The sequence below is a fragment of the Leucobacter faecis genome (genome assembly GCF_054456695.2).
The window spans coordinates 55,868-78,442 of sequence record NZ_JBTJER020000010.1 but is presented as its reverse complement, the minus strand read 5'-3'; the positions used below and the strand labels follow the sequence as shown (position 1 = coordinate 78,442).

Annotated in this window: 16 protein-coding genes; 10 read left to right on the top strand and 6 right to left on the bottom strand. The window is 57.9% G+C overall.

Going from position 1 to position 22,575, the window contains the following annotated elements; translation table 11 throughout:
• Positions 1–330 precede the first annotated feature (330 nt).
• Genes ACXR2W_RS11400 through ACXR2W_RS11385 form a run of 4 tightly spaced genes read right to left on the bottom strand, consistent with a single transcriptional unit; the run spans position 331 to position 7,346 of the window.
• A complete protein-coding gene (locus ACXR2W_RS11400; RefSeq protein ID WP_458816192.1) occupies positions 331–1,536 on the bottom strand; it encodes a GIY-YIG nuclease family protein in 1,206 nt (401 codons plus the stop codon).
• Entirely contained in the window at positions 1,533–3,542 is a 2,010-nt protein-coding gene (locus ACXR2W_RS11395; protein WP_458816190.1) for a DEAD/DEAH box helicase, read from the bottom strand. The genes ACXR2W_RS11400 and ACXR2W_RS11395 overlap by 4 nt, the downstream gene beginning before the upstream one ends.
• Positions 3,539–4,591, bottom strand: coding sequence for a virulence RhuM family protein (locus tag ACXR2W_RS11390; protein ID WP_458816188.1), 1,053 nt, complete (start codon positions 4,589–4,591; stop codon positions 3,539–3,541). Before ACXR2W_RS11390 ends, ACXR2W_RS11395 begins: the two co-directional genes overlap by 4 nt.
• 55 nt (positions 4,592–4,646) lie before the next feature.
• A complete protein-coding gene (locus tag ACXR2W_RS11385) occupies positions 4,647–7,346 on the bottom strand; it encodes a class I SAM-dependent DNA methyltransferase (protein ID WP_458816186.1) in 2,700 nt (899 codons plus the stop codon).
• Between the two features lie 1,110 nt (positions 7,347–8,456).
• On the opposite strand from ACXR2W_RS11385, the gene ACXR2W_RS11380 reads away from it, so the two are divergent.
• The 3 genes from ACXR2W_RS11380 to ACXR2W_RS11370 all read left to right on the top strand — a co-directional run bounded on the left by ACXR2W_RS11380 (position 8,457) and on the right by ACXR2W_RS11370 (position 10,476).
• The gene (locus tag ACXR2W_RS11380) at positions 8,457–9,467 is read left to right on the top strand and encodes a hypothetical protein (protein WP_458816184.1); all 1,011 of its coding nucleotides are present in this window, start codon (positions 8,457–8,459) and stop codon (positions 9,465–9,467) included.
• 89 nt (positions 9,468–9,556) lie between these two features.
• Positions 9,557–9,931 (top strand): type II CBASS E2 protein, encoded by a 375-nt coding sequence (locus tag ACXR2W_RS11375; RefSeq protein ID WP_458816182.1) that lies wholly within the window; start codon positions 9,557–9,559, stop codon positions 9,929–9,931.
• Between the two features lie 5 nt (positions 9,932–9,936).
• A complete protein-coding gene (locus tag ACXR2W_RS11370; RefSeq protein ID WP_458816180.1) occupies positions 9,937–10,476 on the top strand; it encodes a hypothetical protein in 540 nt (179 codons plus the stop codon).
• Positions 10,477–10,593: 117 nt separating this feature from the next.
• Here ACXR2W_RS11370 and ACXR2W_RS11365 read toward each other — a convergent pair whose 3' ends face one another.
• The gene (locus ACXR2W_RS11365; protein ID WP_458816178.1) at positions 10,594–11,637 is read right to left on the bottom strand and encodes a restriction endonuclease; all 1,044 of its coding nucleotides are present in this window, start codon (positions 11,635–11,637) and stop codon (positions 10,594–10,596) included.
• A 1,133-nt stretch (positions 11,638–12,770) separates the two neighbouring features.
• Between ACXR2W_RS11365 and ACXR2W_RS11360 the strand changes: the two genes are divergently transcribed.
• Both ACXR2W_RS11360 and ACXR2W_RS11355 read left to right on the top strand, forming a co-directional pair.
• Positions 12,771–13,691: an Abi family protein gene (locus ACXR2W_RS11360; protein ID WP_458816176.1), complete on the top strand. Its 921-nt coding sequence runs from the start codon at positions 12,771–12,773 to the stop codon at positions 13,689–13,691.
• A 310-nt stretch (positions 13,692–14,001) separates the two neighbouring features.
• Positions 14,002–15,777, top strand: a complete 1,776-nt coding sequence (locus ACXR2W_RS11355; RefSeq protein WP_458816174.1) for an oleate hydratase — start codon at positions 14,002–14,004, stop codon at positions 15,775–15,777.
• Between the two features lie 74 nt (positions 15,778–15,851).
• Here the strand turns inward: ACXR2W_RS11355 and ACXR2W_RS11350 are convergent, their stop codons facing one another.
• Positions 15,852–16,553, bottom strand: coding sequence for a hypothetical protein (locus ACXR2W_RS11350; RefSeq protein ID WP_458816172.1), 702 nt, complete (start codon positions 16,551–16,553; stop codon positions 15,852–15,854).
• 134 nt (positions 16,554–16,687) lie between these two features.
• Here ACXR2W_RS11350 and ACXR2W_RS11345 point away from each other — a divergent pair, with 134 nt between their 5' ends.
• The 5 genes from ACXR2W_RS11345 to ACXR2W_RS11325 all read left to right on the top strand — a co-directional run bounded on the left by ACXR2W_RS11345 (position 16,688) and on the right by ACXR2W_RS11325 (position 22,513).
• Positions 16,688–17,899 carry an ATP-grasp domain-containing protein gene (locus ACXR2W_RS11345; protein ID WP_458816170.1) on the top strand — a complete coding sequence of 404 codons (1,212 nt, stop codon included), beginning with the start codon at positions 16,688–16,690 and terminating at the stop codon, positions 17,897–17,899.
• A 52-nt stretch (positions 17,900–17,951) separates the two neighbouring features.
• On the top strand, positions 17,952–18,980 hold the full coding sequence (locus ACXR2W_RS11340; RefSeq protein WP_458816168.1) for an FUSC family protein: 1,029 nt from the start codon (positions 17,952–17,954) through the stop codon (positions 18,978–18,980).
• 14 nt (positions 18,981–18,994) lie between these two features.
• Positions 18,995–20,275 carry an alpha/beta fold hydrolase gene (locus ACXR2W_RS11335; RefSeq protein ID WP_458816166.1) on the top strand — a complete coding sequence of 427 codons (1,281 nt, stop codon included), beginning with the start codon at positions 18,995–18,997 and terminating at the stop codon, positions 20,273–20,275.
• Positions 20,276–20,366: 91 nt separating this feature from the next.
• On the top strand, positions 20,367–21,773 hold the full coding sequence (gene gad, locus ACXR2W_RS11330; protein ID WP_458816164.1) for a glutamate decarboxylase: 1,407 nt from the start codon (positions 20,367–20,369) through the stop codon (positions 21,771–21,773).
• A gap of 77 nt (positions 21,774–21,850) precedes the next feature.
• Entirely contained in the window at positions 21,851–22,513 is a 663-nt protein-coding gene (locus ACXR2W_RS11325; protein ID WP_458816162.1) for a hypothetical protein, read from the top strand.
• The last annotated feature ends 62 nt before the right edge of the window (positions 22,514–22,575 follow it).

Below are 22,575 nucleotides of genomic sequence, written 5' to 3'. Positions count from 1 at the left end.
TCATGTTGGTAGTCGGCCATACGTGTAGATCCTTCCACCCGCCAACACCCTAATCGGTCACGGTTGATGGCCACTCTCAGACATGACCGCCGGAGCGCTACCGGGTGCACCCACGCACGCTACCGGGTACCCCCACAGGCGCTACCGAACAAGTCGGCTAAACAAAGACTGCCATGAGTACGAGATCAACCAGCAGAGTGTTTGGAAAGAAATCACTCAGCACTTTTGATGGGCGGCAGGGTCGCTGGCTCGCGTTGCGGAAAGGGAGTGCTCAAAGAGGGGAAAATGAGCGATGCAACGCGGCTCAGCGGACGAAATCCCTGTTGATGGTCAGCTTTGATTCGTGAGTAGAAGCTCCATCTGAGTGGCATCGTACCAATAATCGACGATGTCTCCGCTGACGATCAGGTCGGCAGCTTGCCGGATCGCCGAGAGCGGCACTTCGAACCATTCTGTGACGTTGTAGGTGCGCCCGTCCGCCCCGGTCTGGTTGATTTTCAGACGCACGTCAGCAAACACCCGGTGCAGCAGATACTCGAGTGCTGAGGTCTTCATGTTGTATGTGCGATACGTTTCGACGATCTCGACCGGTGCCATCAGGTAGGTCGGCTCGTTCGCCGCGTTCGCGATGCGTTTCTCGACGGGCGTAGTGGAGAAACCGATCTTGTAGAGGTTTTCGCGGTCTGCGATCTGTGGATCGTCACTGAGTGAGCGCAGCACGTATACCCATCCGGTCGCGACATCGTCAGCCAATAGAGTTTCATAGCTCGACGGCACGACCTCGTAGCCGCCATCGCCTTCACCGAAACGGATGTTGAGCGATTGCCTGTACATGGCCGATTCGGTGCCGTTCTCAAAAATGAGGCGGAGCCGTTCACGACGGTTTTCACGCACAGTCGACTTCTTGTACTCAGCCTCGCCAACCTCGGCAACAAACATCATCACACCATGCAGCACAAAGAACGCACCCTGCTGAATAGTTTTCCCGCCGCGGAACGGGATCAGCTTTGACGCGTCATCTGCGAGCTCAGCGTGTTTCTGTTTGAACATATGCTCAAACTGGTCGAAGTCTTCACACTTTTCACGTTGCGCGCCCTGACCGGTTACGGAGTGCGTGCGGCGGTCGGCGGGCAGCGCAGCTACGTCATGCAGCCCGGTGGGATCATCCAGTAGACCAAGCCCGTCATCACCGCTGTCGAGACTCAACAAGTCTTCAAGAGATGCTGGTGCTTCGGGCTCGTCCAGCAACCCAATCTCGTCAGCGCCGCGCAGCAGTTCGATCTTCTCAGGGTTGCCCCGGATACCTGCGAGCCGCGCACCGAGTTTACGTTCGGCGATCTCGCGTGTGGAGGCGCTGGGTTCGCGCCCGTGCTCGCGCACGAACTCAATGATCTCGACGAACGATCGCTCGAGACGATCCGTCGAGGTGATCTTTTTTGGCTTCTCAGGCGCGTCTAACAGTGCGTCTTCGGTGTCGAAGATCGCTTGCAGGTTGTCGAATGAGACGAAGTCGATAGGGCCGGTCTGATCGGTCATAACAGTTGTCCTTCCGCTTCGCGTGCGGTCTTCTGTGCAGCAGCTTCTGTCTTCTTGCGTTGCAGCCACACCAACACTTCTGCGTAGCGTTTCTCGATCGGGTCTTCGCTGCGAATGTTCGGGGCGCGGCCCTCAACCTTGCTGAACTGCTGGATTTTCGGCCACGTAGCAAGTGCTTCCTGCTCAGTGACCTCCACTTTGGTTGCAGCGATCGCGTCTTGCACAATGCGCAACACCGAAGTCGTCACTGATTTCGACAGCACCTCAAATGCACGCTGGAACGGGTTGACCTTATCGATCAGGTTGATGTTGAGCTCGGTGACCTTGACGAACTTGTGCTGCATCTTCACGAACTTGTCGTCGCCGACGGTCTTGACTTCACCGTTCTTAATCACCGAATCGACCACCACTTGCTGGCGCACTTCTTCGACCTGGGTTTCGTTGAGATCGGGGTAGCGTTCGCGAATGATCTTCGGGATAAGCACCTTGTTCGATACCTCGGGATCGAGCCCGCCACTCGCTGCCTTCGCAAACGAATCATCTTGCAGAATTGTTGCCTTGAGATCGTTCAGATCGGTGTCGATGATCTGCCGCACTCGTGGCGACGACGGCTCCTTGAATCCTTCGATACGCAGCTCGCCAGGCTGCGGGGCATCATCATTGCCCTTCTTTGTTTTAAACGTGAAGTTCTCCGCGAGCACCTGCTCCATCAGCAGCGACGCAGTGATGGCCTTCAGCATGTTGTTCACCGCGAGCGTTACATCATCGGTGGTCGCATCGGGCTGTGCGATGAGGTTCGTGAACTGCGCGTGCGGCTTGCCCTCACTATCGCGGGTCACACGACCAATAATCTGGATCACCTCGGTCAGCGAAGCCCGGTAACCAACCGTGAGCGCATGTTCAGCGAACGGCCAATCAAAGCCCTCTTTCGCCATGCCGAGGGCGATGATGATGTCTACCGCATCACTGTCTTTCGATGCCTTCTGCGTGAGGTAGGCGAGCGTCTGGCCGCGCTTCACCTGGTCGACGTCGTCGACAAGATCAGCAACTAGCAGCGTCGCGCCGGTATCGCGGCGGCGGATCATCATGATGCCCGTCTCCGGATCGGTGGAGACCCACTCGCCGATGGCATCAATGATCCGGCTGACTTCTTCAACCTTGTCCTTTGTTGACTCGCCGCTGTTCACGTTCGGAATGTGCAGGATCGTCTTCTTATCGAGATCCAACACCTCATCAAGCGCGTCATACCAACGCCCCTGATAGAAGTGGTGACCAATACCGAGGGATTTCAGATGTCGGTAACCGTTGAGCTGGTCGTAATAGTTAAAGGTGACCGGGGTGAACATGCTCTCCACCTCGGCCCGCAGCACAGGCACACTGTCACCACGGAAATACGAGCCCGTCATCGCCACAATGTGCACGTCAGACTCAGCCATCACCTCGGCAAGCAATGCGCCGAGCCTGCTCGATTCGGTGTCGGCCGACACATGATGGAACTCATCAATCGCAAGCACCGTGTCGTTGAAATCAGTCGGCGTCAGCTTCTCAAACGCGAATCGCAAGGTCGCGTGCGTGCACACCAGCACCGCGTCATTGCTGTGCATGAAGCGAACGAACTGGTCGACCTTGCTCGCAGACGTGCCGCCCGGCGTGCAGAGGTTGTTCTCGGGTTTCACTTCCCAGTCGGCCCCGAACCCGTGCTCGGTGAGCTTCGTGGTTGCAAATGACTGACCGATGGATCGCTCAGGCACGGCGACGATGACCTTCTTGAGCCCCTGTTCGTAGAGCTTGTCGAGTCCAACGAACATGAGCGCACGCGACTTACCAGAAGCGGGCGGTGCCTTTACGAGCAGATACTTCGCACCGCGCTGCGCGAAGACACGCTGCTGCATCTCACGCATGCCCCGCTCATCAGTGTTCACGCTCGCACCCGTTTGCGCGTAGTGCACGTCGATGAGGTTGCCGAGTGGGTTCGCGGCGTGTTTAGGGGTACGGCGCTGCGTCATTTTTTGCCTTCCTCGAGGAACTTGCGGCTGAATTTATCGAAGTCGCTCACGTATTCGCGATCTTGACGGAGCCGGTACTTTTCAAACTCATCGAGCGCTAGCTGGTCGGCTCGAGATTTCGACACCTTGCCAGCACCATCCAGAACTTCTCGATCGTCACCGCTCAGAAAAGTGTCGAGCCGGCGAGACCAGTCCTCCATCGTCATCGGTATGCGCCGACGGGCTCTGCTTTCAGCGAGTTCGAGAAAGGCATTCACCAGGCTCGCGAGATCTTGGAGTTCATCTTCAGTGAGGTAGTTCTTGCCCACGGTGATGTCACTGCGCAGAATCTTGCCGTCTGGCGCGTTCTTCCAAGTGGTGAGACCCATGTGCGGAGCGTCGCTGTCGGCCCGGCGTTCGATGAGTTCAGCGGCGGTGTGCCCGTGAACTGCGTAGTGCAGTTTATTTTGAACTGTTGCGAAGAACTGTTTGGTTGTCGGAGCTGATGCGTTGTAGTCGATGCTAGTGGCGTACACGTCTGCGACCTTTTGGTAAAAGCGACGCTCAGACAGGCGTATCTCGCGTATCTCTTCGAGGAGGCGTTCGAAGTAGTCCTCGCCGAGAAAGCTGCCGTTTTCGAGCCGGTCACGGTCGAGCACGTATCCGCGCAGTGCGAAGTCGCGCAGTACCTGTGTTGCCCACTGCCGAAACTGGGTGGCGCGCACGGAGTTGACGCGGTATCCAACCGAGATGATTGCGTCGAGGTTGTAGTGTTGCACCTCACGTTGCACGTCTCGCGAGCCTTCGCGTTGAACTATCCGGAATTTCCGGATAGTTGCTTCTTCATCAAGCTCTTGCGTCGCGTACACACCTCGGAGGTGCTCATTCACGGTGCGTACGTCAACGCCAAAGAGCTCTGCCATGAGCTTCTGACTGAGCCAGACAGTGTCATCTTCATAGCGCGCCTCGATAGACGCAGACCCGCCACTAGCTGTGAACATGAGAAACTCGGCGGTGCTGTTGCGAATCAGCTTTCGCGAATCTAGCTCTCTTGCTTCTGATTCTGACATTATGCGCCTCCTCTGCCGTTCAGGTTAGAGGAGGCCACCGACATGCTCGTAAGAGTCACTTCTGCTTCTCGGCTTCTGTCATCTTCGCGTACATCTCAAACAACAACGACAACCGCTCTTCATCGCTTGCGAACTCGCGCTTGCGGTAAATCGAATCAACCAGGGTATCGAGCTCTGAGTGTGCACGCCGCAGATTCTCGGGCATCTTGTCGGGATCGTAGAGATCAGCGAGCGTGAGCTCAGAGTGATACTCACGCACATCAAGCACCCGCAGCGCACGCTTCGTCAGCTGCTCCTTCACCGCGTCTGACAGCGGCGGCACGGGGAAGTTGTTATAAACGATGGTGTTCGAGTAGCGGTAATCGGTCTTGAGTTTGCCGCCGACGGCGCGTGTCCAAACCATGTGCATCCGCGACGTCAACAACGCAAATACCCACGGTTCTGCGTCATACACCGCGTAAGCCAGGTTCGAAACGACAGTGTTCTTATCAAGGAATCCCATCGGGATGTACTCGCGACGTTCAGACGAGACACTGGGCACGATGATTGAATCGGTAGGTTTGTACCTGATTTCGCCGAACCGCCACGGCATATCGGCGAGTGCACGGGTCGATGAGCGGTCGCTCTTAAGGCGATGATCGCGTACACGTTCGATGCGCTGAGCGATCACATGGTTTGCCTGAGCTGCTGTTGCTTGGCTCTGATCTAGCCAGAGGGTATATCGATCAGCCCCTTTGATAAACTCACTCGACCCCGTGAAACGGCGAATGTACGACGTAGAGTTAGGATCCAGGGAGCGAAGACGCTCGTACTCGACAGCGTCGAGAATAAGCCCTCCACCATCGTTAGGCATACTGCCAAATGACATGTGAGGCAGGCGAGAGAGCGGTCTGCTTCGTTTGGACACAATGAGGTCAGGACCGTCTGCGAGATAGCCGTTGATATGCGTGGCTTGGAGCTGAAGACCGTCAACGAAAACGTAGCGGGGTCTGCTTGAGGCATTTCTCAGATTGATAACAGCCACCGTTACACCTGCGTTCTTCCTCGCGTTGTTCTCCCATTTGAACGAGGTGTAGACGTAGCCGATCTCAGCTCCCATAGAAAAAAGAACTGGAAACATCAACGACACATGTTCGCCTTGTGATACTGAGTTTGTCGTGACGAATGCGAGTTCTGCTTTGGATCCACGGATGTAACTTGCGCCCTTGAAAAACCAGATCGAAATATAGTCAAGATTCTTGGAGTAGAGCGTCGGTCCAAATGAGTACTTGAAATCATCTCTATGATCTTGTTTTTGTCTGCGGGCTCCCAAGTACGGCGGGTTCCCAATTAGGTAGATCTCAGTCTTGCCGTCGTTTTCACAGACGCTGTTCCAATCCACGCGCGCAGCGTTGCCATGCGTCACCTGCCCCATTTCACGCAATGGAATCAAGGGAATGTCGGTGCCGAACTTTTGCCGAAACTCGACGTTCATCTGGTGCTTCGCGATCCACAGCGAGAGAATCGCGACCTCGACCGCAAAGTCGTCGATCTCGATTCCGTAGAAGTTCTCGATGTTGATGTTTGAATCGAACAGTCCGTAGTGGTTGCCGCGAAGCTCAGCCAGCTGTTCGAGGATGGCGTGTTCGAGTTTGCGCAGCTCCTTGTAAGCAATGATGAGGAAGTTGCCCGAACCACACGCGGGGTCGAAGATCTTGATCTTCGCGATACGGTTCAGCAGCGCAACCAGCTTCTTCTCATTGCCAGCGTTTGCATCGAACTCATCTCGCAGTTCGTCAAGAAACAGCGGCTCGATCGTCTTCAGGATGTTCGGCACCGAGGTGTAGTGCTGGCCAAGATCCGAACGTTGGCCAGGGGTCACGATGGCCTGGAACATCGACCCGAAAATGTCGGGGTTGATCTCGCTCCAGTCAAGCTTGCCGCTCTCGAGCAGGTAGTCACGTGCCTTCTTATTGAACAACGGCACCGTCTGATCGGGCTTGACCGTGAAGAGATGGCCATTGACGTAGGGGAACCTGGCGACGTAGCTCTTCTTGTCTTCTGCTCGTTCGGTATCGAGTGCGATAAAGAGGTCTGTGAGGAAGTCGTGCAGGTCTGAGCCGTCTGGCTGGGTGAGACTTTCGATTGCGCCCGTGAACTGACCCTCAGCGAAGACGCCGGTGTCTTCGGCGAAGAAGCAGAACAGCAGCCTGGTGAAAAAGATGTTGAGCGAATGGCGCCCGAGCTGCGTTTGGTTCGATTCGGGGTTCAGCTTGATGAGCTCATCGAACAGCTTCGCCATACGCTCGGCAGCTTTGACATCAGCATGAGCCTCTTCTGCGTACTGTGCCTTCTCCATGCCAGCCCACGGCAAGAAGAAGGTGAAATGAGTAGCGATCTCACGAATCGGGGTGGTGAGTGTGTCGCCAGTTTTGATGTCTTTGGCAAGCAGCGTGACGTAATCGGTGACGATCACGAAGCGCGTGTTGTAACGAACGACGGTCGGTGATGCGCTGAGCTCCTCGACCACGCGCAGGTGGTCCTCTTCAGAACCCTCCGCTACCTCTTTGAAGTAGAGCACGCCCTTCTGGGCCACCTCAGCTGCTGGGTCTGCAGCTACGTTGAGAGAGCTTGCCGTGGTGGATCGCAAACGGGTGAGGTTGCCTTTGCTGCGACCGTAGGCAAACAACAGCTCGAAGATGAAATCACGATCGAAAACTGAACGGTCAGTAACGACCTTTACTCGCGCTTCGATCTCCTTGAGAGTCAGCCGCATTTGCCCTCCTTCAAACATGCCGACACGACAAATGCGGCCAGTGTGTCAAATCTATCGGACGGGTACGACAAAGCCGAGATCAGCGGCGGCGTCTCACCGGGCGGCAGGTTGAGACTTGCTTCTGACAGAATCTCGGTTATCGAGCCCTGCTGCTGCGGATGTTGTGCGCCAGTGAGAAGCGGGCGTCATGCCTCCGCGGGCTCGCAGCAGCATGAGATTCATGGAGCTGCCGGAGCCTGACTGCATGTTTGGATACCGTGACGTTCAAACCCGAGAATTACCGGTTGACCGCTACGAGCGTTTCGAAACATGGATACACCCCAAAGCATCGCCGTCCGTCTCAGTGTTCTGCCGTGCAGGGAAGTGCACGAAAGCGTGACGCTGAAAACTGATCTTCATCGATACATCGCAGCCGGATTGGTCTCTCAAACAGCTTGCCTAAAAGTATGCACTCACCGAAAGACTCACGGAGATCTATGCGCGAAGGTGCAATTCTGACACGCCGAGAGGGGGTGTGTGAATAGAAACAATGTTCTACGCTCGCCCTGTGGATAACTTGTGTTTTGCCGCATGAAACCAGGAGGTTTTTTCCACAACGACAGTGCATTGTCGGTGGATATCGCGGGGAAAACTACACTGATGTAACTACACCATGTTGTGGTCGGGGTAACCGTGGTTCACTATATGTAGGGGTGCAGAAAGCAGCGGGCCATACGGCAAGTTGCCGTATGGCCTTCACTCATTGGTACAAGCTCGAACTCAATTAGCCGTTGAGCTCAACTGAAACTTGAAAGGAGCTACACACCGCGAGTGGAATCGCGAAGAGCTTCTCAGAAGCTGGAGTTGAATGGGCTCGTTCTGCCTACATTACATCGATCAATACGCCTTCACAATGTCCCGGCGTGCCGTGGTCAATGGTGACGCCTTCATCACCATTTTCAGCGTGTTTGTCTATCGATGATAGGTATGAGTCGCTCCCAAGTATGAGCGAAACGATCCATTCTCTTCCCGCTGGTTGATGCGATGCCTCAACCAGCATGTTCATCCCCGTTTGACGTTGTTAGACGCGGGCAAGACGCCCCTTCAAAGGGGGCAAAGGATTGGAAGAATATGACTTACCTGGATGATCTCGTTGGTGATGTGCGCAAGCAGATCGAGCCCGATGAGGAGGTGCTGAAAGAGGCGCGAGTTCGCCTGCAATTAGTACGCGACTCAGCAGCGACTTTTCACGGAGCGCTTCGCACCTACCGCAGTGGATCACTGGCAGCTCACACGATGATCGAACCCATTGCTGATGGTGATGGTGGTGTTGTGCTTAACCGGAACTACTATCCATCGCTTGGACCTGAGGGTAGAGACGATACGCCAGCTGAGGTCACGGATGATATTATCGCGCACATCCGTCCGAAGATTCGCGCTAAGTATCCCAATGCTTCCATGTGCCGATCAAAGCGCGGCCCGATGATTCGGTTCGGTGAGCCGATCAATGACGTTGATCCGACTGTTGATCTCGTGGTCGCGCTGAATCGCAAGGAGGGTGCTGGGTTGTGGATCCCGAATCTTGTTACCGATGGTTGGGAGCCGTCTGACCCAGAAACTCACGCAGAACTCTTGAATGGCGATTCTGCGGCCTTCCGTGCAACGCGCCGGAAGGTCATCAGGTTAGCGAAGGCCTGGAATGGGGACTTCAAGGACACCGGTGCGTCATCATTCCTGATGTCCGTCTGGGCATATGAGTTTGTTGAGAGCGGTCAAGGCGTCACAAAGGGGCTGTGGTCTGTATTTGATCAGGCTGCAACAAGGCTTGAGAAAGGCGAGCAGACAGTGGATCCAGCGGGCGTGTCTTCTGATCTTCAGCCGCGTATTCATCCTGATCTGATGGCGAAACGACTTCGCCTCGCAGCTACACATCTCGTCAACGCGATGAACTCGGAAGACGAGAGTGAAGTTCGGAAAGAGATGAGCCTCATCTTCAAGAGTCATGTCCTGTCATCAGAGACGGCGGCGCTGAAATCGTCGATTTCACTCATCGGGTCTGGCGCAGCAGTGAGTGCAGCCGCAATAGGAGTAGGAGTGACAGCTACTGCGGGAGCTGCATACCGCGCCTATGGAGGAAACTGATGCGACGCCCGGCATGGCATCACCCATCGTGGTTTGAACGACCCGTGGGCAGAATCAAGTTTCTGCGTGAGCTGGAGACTCTCGGCAGAGTGGACAAGGTGAAAGATCCACGCTACCCGGGCGGGTTCTCCATCGAATTTGACCTTCAGCCCAATGGGGTACCGCAAAAGCGCCGAGTGAGGATATCGTTCTCCCGCGGTGCCCCCTCCGAGCCCCATGTGCAGGTGGACGGACCAACCGACTCTCCTCACCGCTACGCAAATGGAGATCTCTGCATGTGGTACCCGTTTGACCCGCCGGAGCGACGCTGGACTCTAAAGAAGGGAGCAGCAGTATTGGTTACTGATATTTCAGTTCATTTACTGAAAGAAGAGTGGTTCCGGCAGCAAGGCGAGTGGATCGGTGATGAAATAGTTCATTCGGTCCTCGGCGATCGAGTCGGTGTTGATCCGGTGGGGGTGTGAGGACCGTGACAGGATTTGTGGCGATTACAGGGCCGATAGCTGCGGCAATTCTGTCTGGTGGGCTCGCGTCAGCGTTAGTGACGTTCCTTCAGAATCGGTGGCTTGAAAATCGACGAGCGCAAGATGCGGAGAAGGCCAGGCTCCGTCAATCCTTTGCTGAAGCATTCGAGGCGTACGCCGATTACAAGGAGTTTCCGTATTTGGTTCGCCGACGCAGGGCTGATCAACCAAGTGAAGAACGAGCGAGGCTCACCAGGGAGCTCAACGCAGTGCAGAGCAGGCTGAGCTACTTTCGAGCGTGGATGAATCTTGAGAGCCCAGCTGTTGGGCTTGCATACTCAGCACTTCTCAATGAAATGCGAAATGTCGCTGGAACAGCCATCAAGGCTGCTTGGAATGACGAGCCAGCCGATAGCGATGCTGGAGTGGTCATCCCACGAAAGGTCATCGATTTGAATTCCCTTGTCTCATTTGAAGATGAATATATGCAGGCGGCCGCCGAGCGTCTGAGAAAACTGACGCCCTGGAAGGCACGGCGCAGGTAGAGCTTAGGCCAACAGCGGCGGAGCTCAGGTGGAGCTCCGCCGCTCATCCCACCCGAGGTTTGGGGTAGCACACTAGTAGTGGCGCTATGCACACCGCGCGCAAAGCGTGAGCCTCGACTACGCCTCATCTGCCACAACGAGCACGCTGGTCAGAGGGATCTCATTTTTCCAGCGCTCTGGCAGCTTGCTGTAGTTCTCGAGCACGAGACTCACGATGTCCTCTCCATTGAGGAGTCGCAGGCCGGGACGCTGCTGCTCAATCATTCGCGCATCTTTGCTGTAGGTCCCAAGTGTTACGAATAGCGAGTGCTCGCCTGGTCCTTGTGTGCCGACGAGGCGCTGCACATCAGAGGAACTGATGGTTCCGGTGAGGTGCTTGCACTGCACCTTGATCTGAGGGGGTTCCACGCCGAGCGGGTCGCGGTGCGCGATTACATCCACGCCCCCATCCTGTGAGTATTGCGTGACACGTGCTTGGTAGCCGAGTGCTCGCAGGAAGTCGGCAGTGAACTCTTCGAATTCGCGGTGGGTGATGTTCCTGTGGAGCGTTTCGAGTACAAAGTCGCGGGTGTGGCGGTCGATACGTGAAGCGCGCGGCTCATCATTGATTGCGTCATCATGTTCTTGCGCCGACACTTGATCCACCGCGGTAGTTACTGCATCCAGCGACGCGTCTCCTGACTCGAGTGCAGCAAGAAATTCCTTGCCGTGGTTGCGCACCCTGAAGACGGTGATGGCTGAACCGATCTCGTACAGGGCACTCTGCGAGAAGACGGTGCGTGGGATGCCCACCTTCTTCCACTCAACAGAGTGACGGTGGCGGTGCGTGGGCGCGTCGGCCACGTACTCGTACGCGCCGATGATTACGCCGATATTGATGGTCGAGTCCGGCTTGTGCGGTGCAATCACGGTATCACCGACGAGCATTTCGTCGCGGAATCGGAAGAGCACGCCGGCTTGGTTGGCAATGGAACGCTGCTTTGCGTTCGGCTCATGGTCCGCGAGCACCTGCTTGATGCCATCGCGGCCATGGGGAATCTGGCGCAGGTCTCCGACCTCATCCCATCCGAGGCTGATGAACGCATCATCAACGAGCTCGGTGGTCAACGTGTCATTGTGGATGCCCCAGATGTTCATGGCGGTCCTTCGGATCGTGGTCATGCTCTGAGTTTAGAGAGTTCCTGTGTGACCCACATTTCACAGCCTCCTGCAGGTCCCATGTACTGCGCATTGGATATTTGCCGAATGAGTCTCTCGTGCTGGGAACCCGTGTGATTCTGTGTCGCTTAATCTGTGATTTCGTATTTCGGGGCATCAGCGATCCCTTACAGCACAAGGCCTGCGGGATTTCGTGAAACACCCCACGAGGGGTGTTTCATGAAATGTGAGGCTCCCAGTTCACGAAATACGCAAACGGCTCAGAATTCTTCGGAAATCTGGGCCGTTTCGTTGTTTTCAGTGGTGCTTGGTGAGCCGAGGCCGTCGTGCCAGGGTTTGGTCACGTCATCCTGCGCGTAGTCGCAGGATCTCACCGCGCAGCTGAAGCACGTGTAGCCCCTTTCGGGGCTCGTATTAGTTATGTGTGAAGTTCCGGGTTTAGCTGATTTCTCAGCTGGTGTCGCCCGGTGGTGACTCGGTATCGAGGTCGTGTTCGTACGGGCGTCTCAGCGGCTGGCCTTGACTGTTCTTGCGCCTGCTCACTCGTTGTTTCTTGCCTGCATTTTTGGCAACGGTGTTCTTGATGCCGGTGATGACACGTTGAATATTTGTTGCGACCACGGCGAGGGCTGCAACGAGGTAGGTGTACGCGAATCCTCGGCCGGTGCGGCTCTTGGCGTCGCCGAGACCGATCTGGATCGTGCTTGGTAGTCAAGCTCTCCGTGATAAATTTGGTTTGAACAACGTGGACAAGATCCCTCGTTACTAGCCAAAGACCCTGCCTCGTGCGGGGTCTTTGTTTTCGGTGCGGAACGTCAAGCCGAGACCGCAAGGAAGCGGCGAGCTCCGGGGGATCCACGCAAAAATGCACCCGTCGTGCTTGACGATCTGATTGCACAGGTCTCCTTCGCTAATCTCACCTTTCTCTTGCCGATAGATCCGCCCACGCAGCGCAAAAGTTTGGCAAGCGGATACAACAAACGCGAGAACCTGTGGCGTTCCGCGCTTTCGAGCGCATTTCCGAAACTTACTGGCGATACCGTTACTCGTTAGGTAGTTAACCTGCCTTCAGACAAACGCATCGACCGGGTGCCGCGAAGTGCGCGAGCGCGAGTGGTGCGCGAATAGATAGGTGTGTGCGAAATGGCCTTGCCTGTCCTGGAAAAGGCTTCCTTCAACTCGTTCATGCTAAAGTCGTTGATGACAGCGCCCCTCCAAGGCTCGAGCTTCGGCTTCCTGAAATCGGAGGGGCCAATCTTTTATCTGCCCAAGGGATCGACGTAGATTTCATGAAGCACTTCCGTTCCACTCATGAGCTGATCGAGTTACTGCAGATTGAGCGCGGCTTGGAGATCTCGGACTCGGTGGCGGCGGAATCATTTCTGCGGCGCACGAATTACTACCGTTTCACGGGATACTCGCGTTACTTCCAAATTGATCCAGGGCATGGAAACAACAACTACGAGCCTGAGGCGACTTTCGAGGAAATCTGTGAGCTCATAGCTCGCGACGATGAGCTCCGCATGAGCCTCTTTGTCGTACTCGCTGAGATCGAGATGTCCGTGCGAGCGAGATTCGCTCACTTGTCCGGTCGCTTCTTTGGCGAAGCAGCTTTCTACCTCAATCGGGACGGCGATGACATCAGCAAGGTGCCGGTCTGGGTTGCTGTCGAAGTCTTGAGCTTCGGCAAGGTCTCATGGATCATTGATTCGATACAGGCTGAGGGGCTTCGTGAGGATCTCGCAGACTATTTCGGTTACAGCAGAGCAACGTTCCCTCGAGTGATTCACTCGCTCGCTGCGCTCCGTAATTCTTGTGCGCATCACAGTCAGCTGTGGCATCGAAACCTAACCATTCAGTGCCCTTTGCCGCTCAATAAGCGTGAACGTCCCAGGGATATCCGGTTTCATGAGCACGGCTTGTATCCGGCAGTACTAGCTATGAGAAAGCTCACTCGGAGTGCTTCTTCGCGTTCCCAACTCTCGGTGATCGAGCGAGGTCTCCGAGATGAAAGCGTTCATTCGACAGGCCTGTTGGTGCCGCAAGGGGTGCGCTGACGATGAATGCGGTTGAACCGTGTGATTGTGTACCGCTTAACCTGTGATTCCGTGCTCGGGTCTCCCCGCGACCCCTTACGACACAAGGCCTGCGGGATTTCGTGAAACACCCCACGAGTTGGGGCCCGGATCATTGATCCGGGCCCTTTTGATTTTGTGGCGCGTTTGCGGGGTTTGCGCGATCGGAGTAGGTGTTTCGCGACAACTGCTGTAAAAACCTCTTGACTAGAGGCAGCTGAAGTAGAAAAGTAGGCGTGAGGGCGCATGCCCGACCCATCACCAATGCAGCGTTGCAAGAATAGGGGAAACCTTGCGTTATACGAGTGGTAACTATGAAGCTTTTGCTCGACCGAGGAAGCCTGCGGGGGTGGACTCCAAGCGTGCTTGGTTCGTCGGCTCAGGGCTTGCGGCGCTCGCGGGGGCGGCGTTCTTGATTCGTGACGGACACATGGATGGTTCACAGATCACTATCTTTGAACAGCAGCCGATCCCGGGTGGTGCACTCGACGGGCTCGACGTTCCTGACAAGGGGTTTGTGATTCGTGGTGGCCGCGAAATGGAAAGCAACTTCGAGTGCCTTTGGGACCTGTACCGTTCTATCCCGTCGCTGGAAGAAGAAGGTGCGAGCGTGCTCGACGAGTTCTTTTGGCTCAACCGCGACGACCCTAACTCGACCCTGCGTCGCACGACGAAGAATCAGGGTGAAGACGGCGGCACAAACTTTCAGTTCGATCTCAACAAGAAAGCGCAGCAAGAGATTGCAAACATCTTCACGGCGTTGCCCGAGGAGATGGAAGACAAGCGCATCGACGAGGTTTTCACCCGGGCGTTCTTGGATAGCAACTTTTGGTTGTACTGGCGCACCATGTTTGCGTTTGAGGAGTGGCACTCGGCGCTCGAGATGAAGCTGTACCTGCACCGCTTCATTCACCAGATTCAGGGCCTGCCCGACTTCTCAACCCTCAAGTTCACGAAGTACAACCAGTATGAGTCGCTCGTGCTGCCGATTGTGACCTGGCTTACCGACCACAACGTGAAGTTTCAGTACGGCACGACCATCACCGACGTCGATTTCGACATCACCGAGGGTGGTAAGCGCAAACAGGCCAGTCGCGTGCACTACGTCGAGGGTGGTGAGCAGAAGCAGCTTGAGCTCACAGAAGACGACCTGCTGTTCATGACGATCGGCTCACTCACCGAGAACTCAGACGATGGCGACCACCACACGCCCGCGAAGTTGAAGACCGGTCCGGCCCCGGCATGGGATCTGTGGCGAAAGATCGCGAGCAAAGACCCCGCCTTTGGCAAACCCGACGTTTTCGGCGGTGATATTCCCAAGACGAAGTGGGAATCGGCGACAGTTACAACGCTCGACTCGCGGATCCCTGAATACATTCAGAAGATCTCGAAGCGAGACCCGTTCAGCGGCAAGATTGTCACGGGCGGCATCGTGACCGTGATGGACTCAAACTGGTTGATGTCGTGGACGGTCAACAGGCAGCCGCACTTCAAAAAGCAGCCGAAGGACCAGATTGTTGTGTGGGTCTACGGGCTGTTCCCTGAGGCAGAAGGAAACTACGTCAAGAAGGCGATGCAAGACTGCACGGGCGAAGAAATCACGCAAGAGTGGCTTTACCACATGGGTGTGCCCGAGAATCAGATTGCCGAGCTTGCGGCAACCGGCGCGAAGACCGTGCCGGTTATGATGCCGTACGTGACGGCGTTCTTCATGCCTCGCAAGCACAGCGATCGCCCGAGCGTTGTGCCTGAGGGCTCGGTGAACTTCGCGTTCATTGGTCAGTTTGCTCAGTCGCAAGAGCGCGATTGCATCTTCACCACCGAGTACTCCGTGCGCACACCTATGGAAGCCGTGTACACGCTGCTCGACATCGAGCGCGGCGTGCCTGAAGTTTTCAACTCGACCTACGATGTGCGCGCACTCTTTCACGCCGTCAACCGCATGCGCGATGGGCAAGAGTACAAGATTCCGGGCGGACCGTTGGCGCGCAAGTTCGCACACCACCACATTGAGAACAACATCGTGGGCAAGCTGCTTGAAGAGTACGGACTGGTCGACAAAGATTAGCACGCAATCTCATCGCGACGACGCTGCGATGGGGTGACACAGGGTGACGGTGGGGCGGTATTACGACCCCACCGTCACCGGTGAGCGAAGTGCGCGAATGCGAGGGCGGCGATGCCCGCGAGCGCCAAGATCACAGCGACCAGAATGCGATAGTCCCAGCGCAGTAGGCGCTGGTAGATTGCGCTGATCTTGATCGCGAGCGATGGCATGCGTGTCCAAATGATGGCGATCGCGAAGAACGGGGCGACCAAGAAAAAGAGGAAGATGCCATAGGCGACAGCCCGTGGCACGAGGTGCGGGCTGAGCTTTGTGACGACCTGGCCGGTGAGATACATCACGGGCAGGGTCGTAAACCCAACGATGGCGCTGCTCAAACCGATGACAAAGTAACTCAGCAAGTGCGACTTCGGCGCGGATTCCTTCGCCGGCTTGAAGGGCAGCACCGGCTGCACGTACCGCCACACCAACACTCCCGCTGCCGCCGCTAAGCACGACACGCCCACGAAGACGTCGACCGAGTGATTGTGAATCGAGCGATCGAGCGCACCCTCGACCCTGTGCACGAAGCTGTCGGGATTGATGAACTGAAACAGCGTGAACAGCAGCGTGGCGCCAACCATCAGCCCCGCCGACATGAAACACAGCCGGGGGAGCCAGCGGGTTTTGCGCGCCAGCATGTCAGTTGTCGCACCGTAGGTGGCGGGGTGGGTGCCCATGCTCAGCGCAAACCCAATAAGTACGGCCACACCGCTCACCCAAGCGATAAAATCTTGCACGCAGCGCTCCTTCGCGGTTCATAATGATAGCTGTAACAAATCTTCTTCGACAGCCGTGCAGCAACTCTTCCATACGTCCTGCATTCCTGGATAGACTCGCCATAAGATCACACAGATGTGAGAAAGGTTGTTCAATGCGAGTCCTCGTTACCAGCTCTCGAAACACGTTCGCCCTCGACATTATCCGTAAGCTCGGCAGCACCGGGCACACCGTATTTGCGAGCGATACGTATCACGGCGTGACGGGTAGCCACTCGCGATACCTTGCAGGGCACACGACCACCGCATCGCCGCGCTTCGAGACCGATCAGTTCATCGCAGACATCGCCGACTACGTCGAGAAGCACGACATTGAGGTCATTATTCCGACCTTCGAGGAGGCCTTCTACCTCGCAGCACGCGTGGCCGACCTGCCCGCCAACGTGCAGCTGTTCTCGGGCCGATTCGACAAGCTTGCGCGCCTGCACGACAAGGCGAGCTTTAAGCGGTTGGTCATCGAGGCAGACGTGCCCGTGCCCGAGACGATTGTGGTGGGCAGCGAGGCCGAGCTGCACGAAGCCATCGAAACGTACCCCAAGTTCTTCGCACGCGCGGCGTTCTCGCGCGGCGGTGTGGGGCTGCTCACCAACACGGGCCCGCTCGCAGGCAAGATGGAGGTCGCTGACTGCCACCCGACGCCCGAGCAGCCGTGGCTCGTGCAGCCCTTCGTGGACGGCCCGATGCTGTGCACCTACAGCATCATCGTGAACGGCAAGGTCACCGCGCACTGCACCTACAGCGTGCCCGAGCAGTGGGCGCACAGCACGGGCATCACGTTTCTCGCCGTCGACAGCACCGAGACGCTCGAGTACACGCAGCGCATCGTGAACACGCTCGACCCGAACTTCACCGGCCAACTATCGTTCGACTTCGTCAACAATGACGGCAATCTGTACGCGATCGAGTGCAACCCGCGCCCCACCAACGGCGTCATGCTGCTCGAAGCAGAAGAGGTGGAGCGCGCGTTCTTCGGCGAGATCGACGAGCCGATCGTCGTGCCGCCGGGGGTCGAAAAGCAGGTCACCATCGCGGTCATTGCAGACGCGTTCGCGCAGCCGCTGTCACACCTCAAGACCTCGCTGCACGACATCTTTAATGTGAAAGACATTGGCGCTGGCTGGCACGACGGCATCGCCATGATGTGGAGCCCGGCCACGCTCATTCACGGCGCGAAGCTGAGCCACGGCAAGCGAAAGGAGCTGCTGGGCGCGCTGGGCGATGACATCGTCTGGAACGGTGAAGAGATCGTTGGCATGAGCGAAACCGACAGGGAGTCGCTCGAAGAGGTGCACGCCCAGCGCGTATAGCGCAACACACAGCGTAGAACACCAAACAAGCTGAGGGGGGAAAGTGCAGCTGGTGCAACAGGGAAGCTCGACGAGTTTGCGCGGTCACGGCAAGCTCGGGTTGAAGATTCTCGCCGGGATGATCGTCATCGCGGCGCCCGTGTACGTAACATCACTGTTCGTACCAGGCATCTTCAGCGTGGCATTCTTTGGCGTACTCGCGGCCACCTTCGGCTGGATCAGCGGCGGCCCCAAGATTGGGGCCGCCGTGGTGGGGTCGCTTTCGGTGCTCGGCAGCGTCGCGATCTTGCTGCGCGACTACCCCTGGGTACTGGCGGTGCTGCTCGTCTTACTCGGCATGGCGTACGGTTACGGCGCGAGCCGCGGCGTGGGCAAAGTGGTGCTGCAGCTGCCCATCTTGACCCCGTACTTCATGATGTCGCCGCCGGCACTGTTTAATAACCCGCCGACGCTCGACCTGAGCTACTTTGTGGGCCTCATCGTCATTATGAATGTGACGGGTCTGTGGGCGATAGCGGTTTTGCATCTGGCGACGGGCGCACGTGCGCTCAAACCGATCGAGGTGCCCGACAGGCGTGTGCCGCTCTTATTTGGCACGCTGCTCGGAGTGATCTCGGCGACGGTCATGCTGCTTGGCACAACCACCGAACTCAAATCCCACTGGGTCTGGGTGATTCTGACGATCTACGTACTGGCAGACCCCACCCACCTGCTCACGCCCAAGCAAATGCTGGGGCGTGTGGCCGGCACGTTCGCTGGTTTTGCGTTCATTGGGGTGCTGGCGCTCGCGGGCCTACCAGACCCTGTGCTGCACCTGCTTGCGATCCCCGCAGTGTGGCTCTGCCTCTTCTTTCTAGTGCTCAAGCGGCCCTACTGGCAGTACAGCTTCTTTCTCACCGTGTCGGTCATTGCGATGAACTCCAGCGGTGTCAACACTCGGCTGCTCAACGCCGAACGCTTCGGTTTTACCATCGTGGGCGCATGTCTTGCCATGCTCATCGCGCTCGCGGTGCACTTCACGATCAGGCATCGCGCGGGCATCGTGCTGCACGACGCAGAAGAGGGCGCGGGGCGCGCATAGCGCGCGTGAACGGTATGAGCGATCGAAGCGCGCGCGAAGGCCCCGGTGGCCGTTCGTCACCACGGCTCCGGATCGCCGGTCTCATTCCCGGCGTACAGTTTGTGCGGCGTGAGGCGACGGCCACATCGCCCGCGTTCGACCTGGCCTATGTACGACGCCGTGCGCGCGACCGCGACCCCGGGGCTATGCCCGCGGTCGTGATCCCCGGCGGGCCGGGGCTCGGTTCGGTGCTGCCGTATCGCACCCTGCGCAGACTGGCTGTACGCGGCGGGCTCGACCTGATCATGGTCGAACACCGCGGTGTTGGGTTCTCGCGGCACGACCTTGACGGGCGCGACCTGCCGGCGAGCGCGATGCGCATCACCGATGTGCTCGCCGACATTGACGCGGTACTCGACCGCGAGGGGGTCTCGCGGGCGCGCATCGTCGGCTCCTCATACGGCAGCTATCTCGCCACGTGCTTCGGCGCCGCCTACCCCCACCGAGTGGCCGGTATGCTGCTCGACTCGGCGCTACAATCAGCCGAGCATCTGGAGCTTGAACGGAGCTGCGTGCGTGCGCTGCTGTGGGACGGTGACGGTGAACGGCAGACTGCCGTGCGTGCGCTGTATGAGCGCGGCATTGATGACCGGGTGCTGCTTGATGTGGTGCGGGCAGCGTACGAGCTGGGCGGCGACGATCTGCTGCTGCCGCTATTGCGCGGCAAGCTGCGTGGAAGCCGCGGCGCCCGTGCGACCTGGCGCGCGCTCGAAAGCTACGCGACGCGTGACGCCTCCATCACCCGTATTCCCGGTATTTATGAGTTCGATCTGGTCGGCACGATCGGATTTCGCGAGCTCGGCTACGGCGGTGAGCCAGACGGGTTGCCGCTGGATCCGGCACGAACGTACGCGCCGCTCGTGCACAGATTTGAGCCGTTTGCGGGCGAACCGTTCGACCTCGCGCATGCCGTGCGCGAGTTCGATTGGCCGCTCGTGCTGCTCGCGGGCGAGCGCGATCTGCGCACGCCGGCCGCGATCGCTGAGCGTGTCGCGGCGCGCGCGCCGCAGGCAACGCTCGTGCCGATTAAGACCGGGCACAGCGCCCTTGACACGCAGCCGGTCGCGCTCTTGAACGCGCTGAAGTGGCTTGAAGCGTCGCGGCAGAGCGGGCTGCCCGCGGTCGCCGGGCGCCTCGACCGGTTGCCGCTGCGGGGGTTTGCCGCGAGGCTGCCGCAGCTGCTGCGGTGCGGTGTCTGGCGCGAACCTCGGCGCGCGAAAGCAACGGTTGATCCCGTGAGCCGAGACCCTCCCTAGCACCTTCCGTGCGCGTTTCGAAGCGCCGCCGGTCACCGTGACGCGATTTTTGCACGTCAAGAACAACCCCAAACAGTAAGGAAGTACGACGATGTCTCACCTATTCAGGAAGCCTGAAGGCCACAAGCATGCAGAGGCCGAACTGAACATTAGCCCCGTTTTTACCCATCCGGGCGAGGCTAGTTCGATCTCGAAATACCAGTTTCCGGCCGACATGATGGACTCAGACACCGCCTACCAAATCGTGCACGATTCGGCGATGCTCGACGGCAACTCGCGCATGAACCTGGCCACGTTCGTGTCGACGTGGATGGACGACAACGCGCAGAAGATCTACCTCGAGTCGGCCGACAAAAACATGATCGACAAGGACGAGTACCCGGCGACCGCCGAGCTCGAAGATCGCTGCTGGCGCATGCTCGCCGACCTGTGGCACGTGCCCAACGCAGACGACACGATCGGCACCTCAACGATCGGCTCGTCTGAGGCGTGCATGCTCGGCGGCCTGGCGCTCAAGCGCCTGTGGCAGGAGAAGCGCAAGGCTGAGGGCAAGACGGGTGGCCAGCCCAACCTCGTGCTGTCGGCTGGCGTGCAGGTCGTGTGGGAGAAGTTCTGCAACTACTGGGACGTTGAGGCACGCTACGTGCCCGTCACCGAGGACCACCTCGTGCTCGATGGCTTTGAGCTCGAAAAGTACGTCGACGAGAACACGATCGGCGTCGTCGCGATTCTGGGCCAGACCTACACCGGCATGTACGAGCCCGTGCTCGAGATCGCCAAGAAGCTCGACGAGATCGAGAAGAACACCGGCGTTGACGTGAAGATTCACGTTGACGGCGCATCGGGTGCCATGGTCGCGCCGTTCTGCCAGCCCGAGCTCAAGTGGGACTTTCAGATCGACCGCGTCAACTCGATTAGCACCTCGGGCCACAAGTACGGTCTCGTCTACCCCGGCGTCGGCTGGGTTGTGTGGCGCAACAAGGCAGTCTGCCCCGAGAGCCTCATCTTTCACGTCAGCTACCTGGGCGGCGACATGCCCACACTGGCACTCAACTTCTCACGCCCCGGCTCGCAGGTACTGCTGCAGTACTACCAGTTCTTGCGCCTCGGCTTCGACGGCTACCGCCGCCTGCAGCAGGACTCGCTCGACGTGGCGCAGTACCTCTCGAGCGCGATTGCCGAGATGGGTCCCTTCGACCTGATCAGCAAGGGTGACACGATTCCCGTGTTCGCATGGCGGCTCAAGAAGGGTGCCGAGCGCAACTGGGATCTGTACGACCTCGCAGACCGGCTGCGCATGCGTGGTTGGCTCGTGCCGGCGTACCCGATGCCCGACGACATCTCTGATCTCGTCGTGCAGCGCATCGTCGTGCGCGTGGGCCTCAGCCGCGACCTCGCAGGCTACCTGCTCACCGCAATTCGCGAAGAGGTTGAGTTCCTTGAAGCACTGAAGACGCCGCTGCCGCGCGAAGCAGCAAGCGGTGGCTTCGCACACTAACCCGTTGTACCGGGGTGGCGGGGATTCTCGCCGCCACCCCGCAGGTAACTACCGACACATCAGATAGGTCAAGCAGTATGACTACCCAGCCCATGTCGCGAGTCTCAGTTCTCGTGCCGACGCTTGCGCGCCAGTGCTCGTTCTTTATGATCGGGTCGGCCCTGTTTGCAGTCGGCACGGCCGTGGGCATTTGGGATCTTGGCGGCGCAAGCGTGACGAACTGGTTGTGCTTCATTGGCGCCTGGTTCTTCACCACCGCCGGCCTGTTTCAGACGATTCTGAGCGGCGATGCGACGGTCAAGGTGAACTACGGTGGCGGCAAGATGTTTCGGGCCGAATGGCTCGCCGCCGCCACCCAAACCGTCGGCACCATCATGTTCAACGTGAGTACGACAGCGGCGATCACGGCCCGCTCGGTGAACGACGAGAAGCACTACGTCTGGAACCCCGACGCCGGCGGTTCAGTCGCGTTCTTGATCAGTGCCTACTTTGTCTATGTTGCGTACTCGCGTGAGCACCACACGCTGTGGGCGCCGCGCGATTCTGGCTGGTGGGGTGCGCACATCAACATGATCGGTTGTATCGCATTCGCGGTCTCGGCCGTAGGCGCGTTCGTCTTGGACGACGGCACGAGCAAAGACGTGGCCCTCGCCAACTGGGGCACCTTCATCGGTGCGATCTGCTTCTTCCTTGCGTCGGCAATCGCACTGCCGAGCCTGCCCTGGAACAAGCGCTCCTAGCGCGCGTGCTTTGGTCAGCCGCACCACTCAACACAATTTGAATTAACACAAGCTGTTGTAAA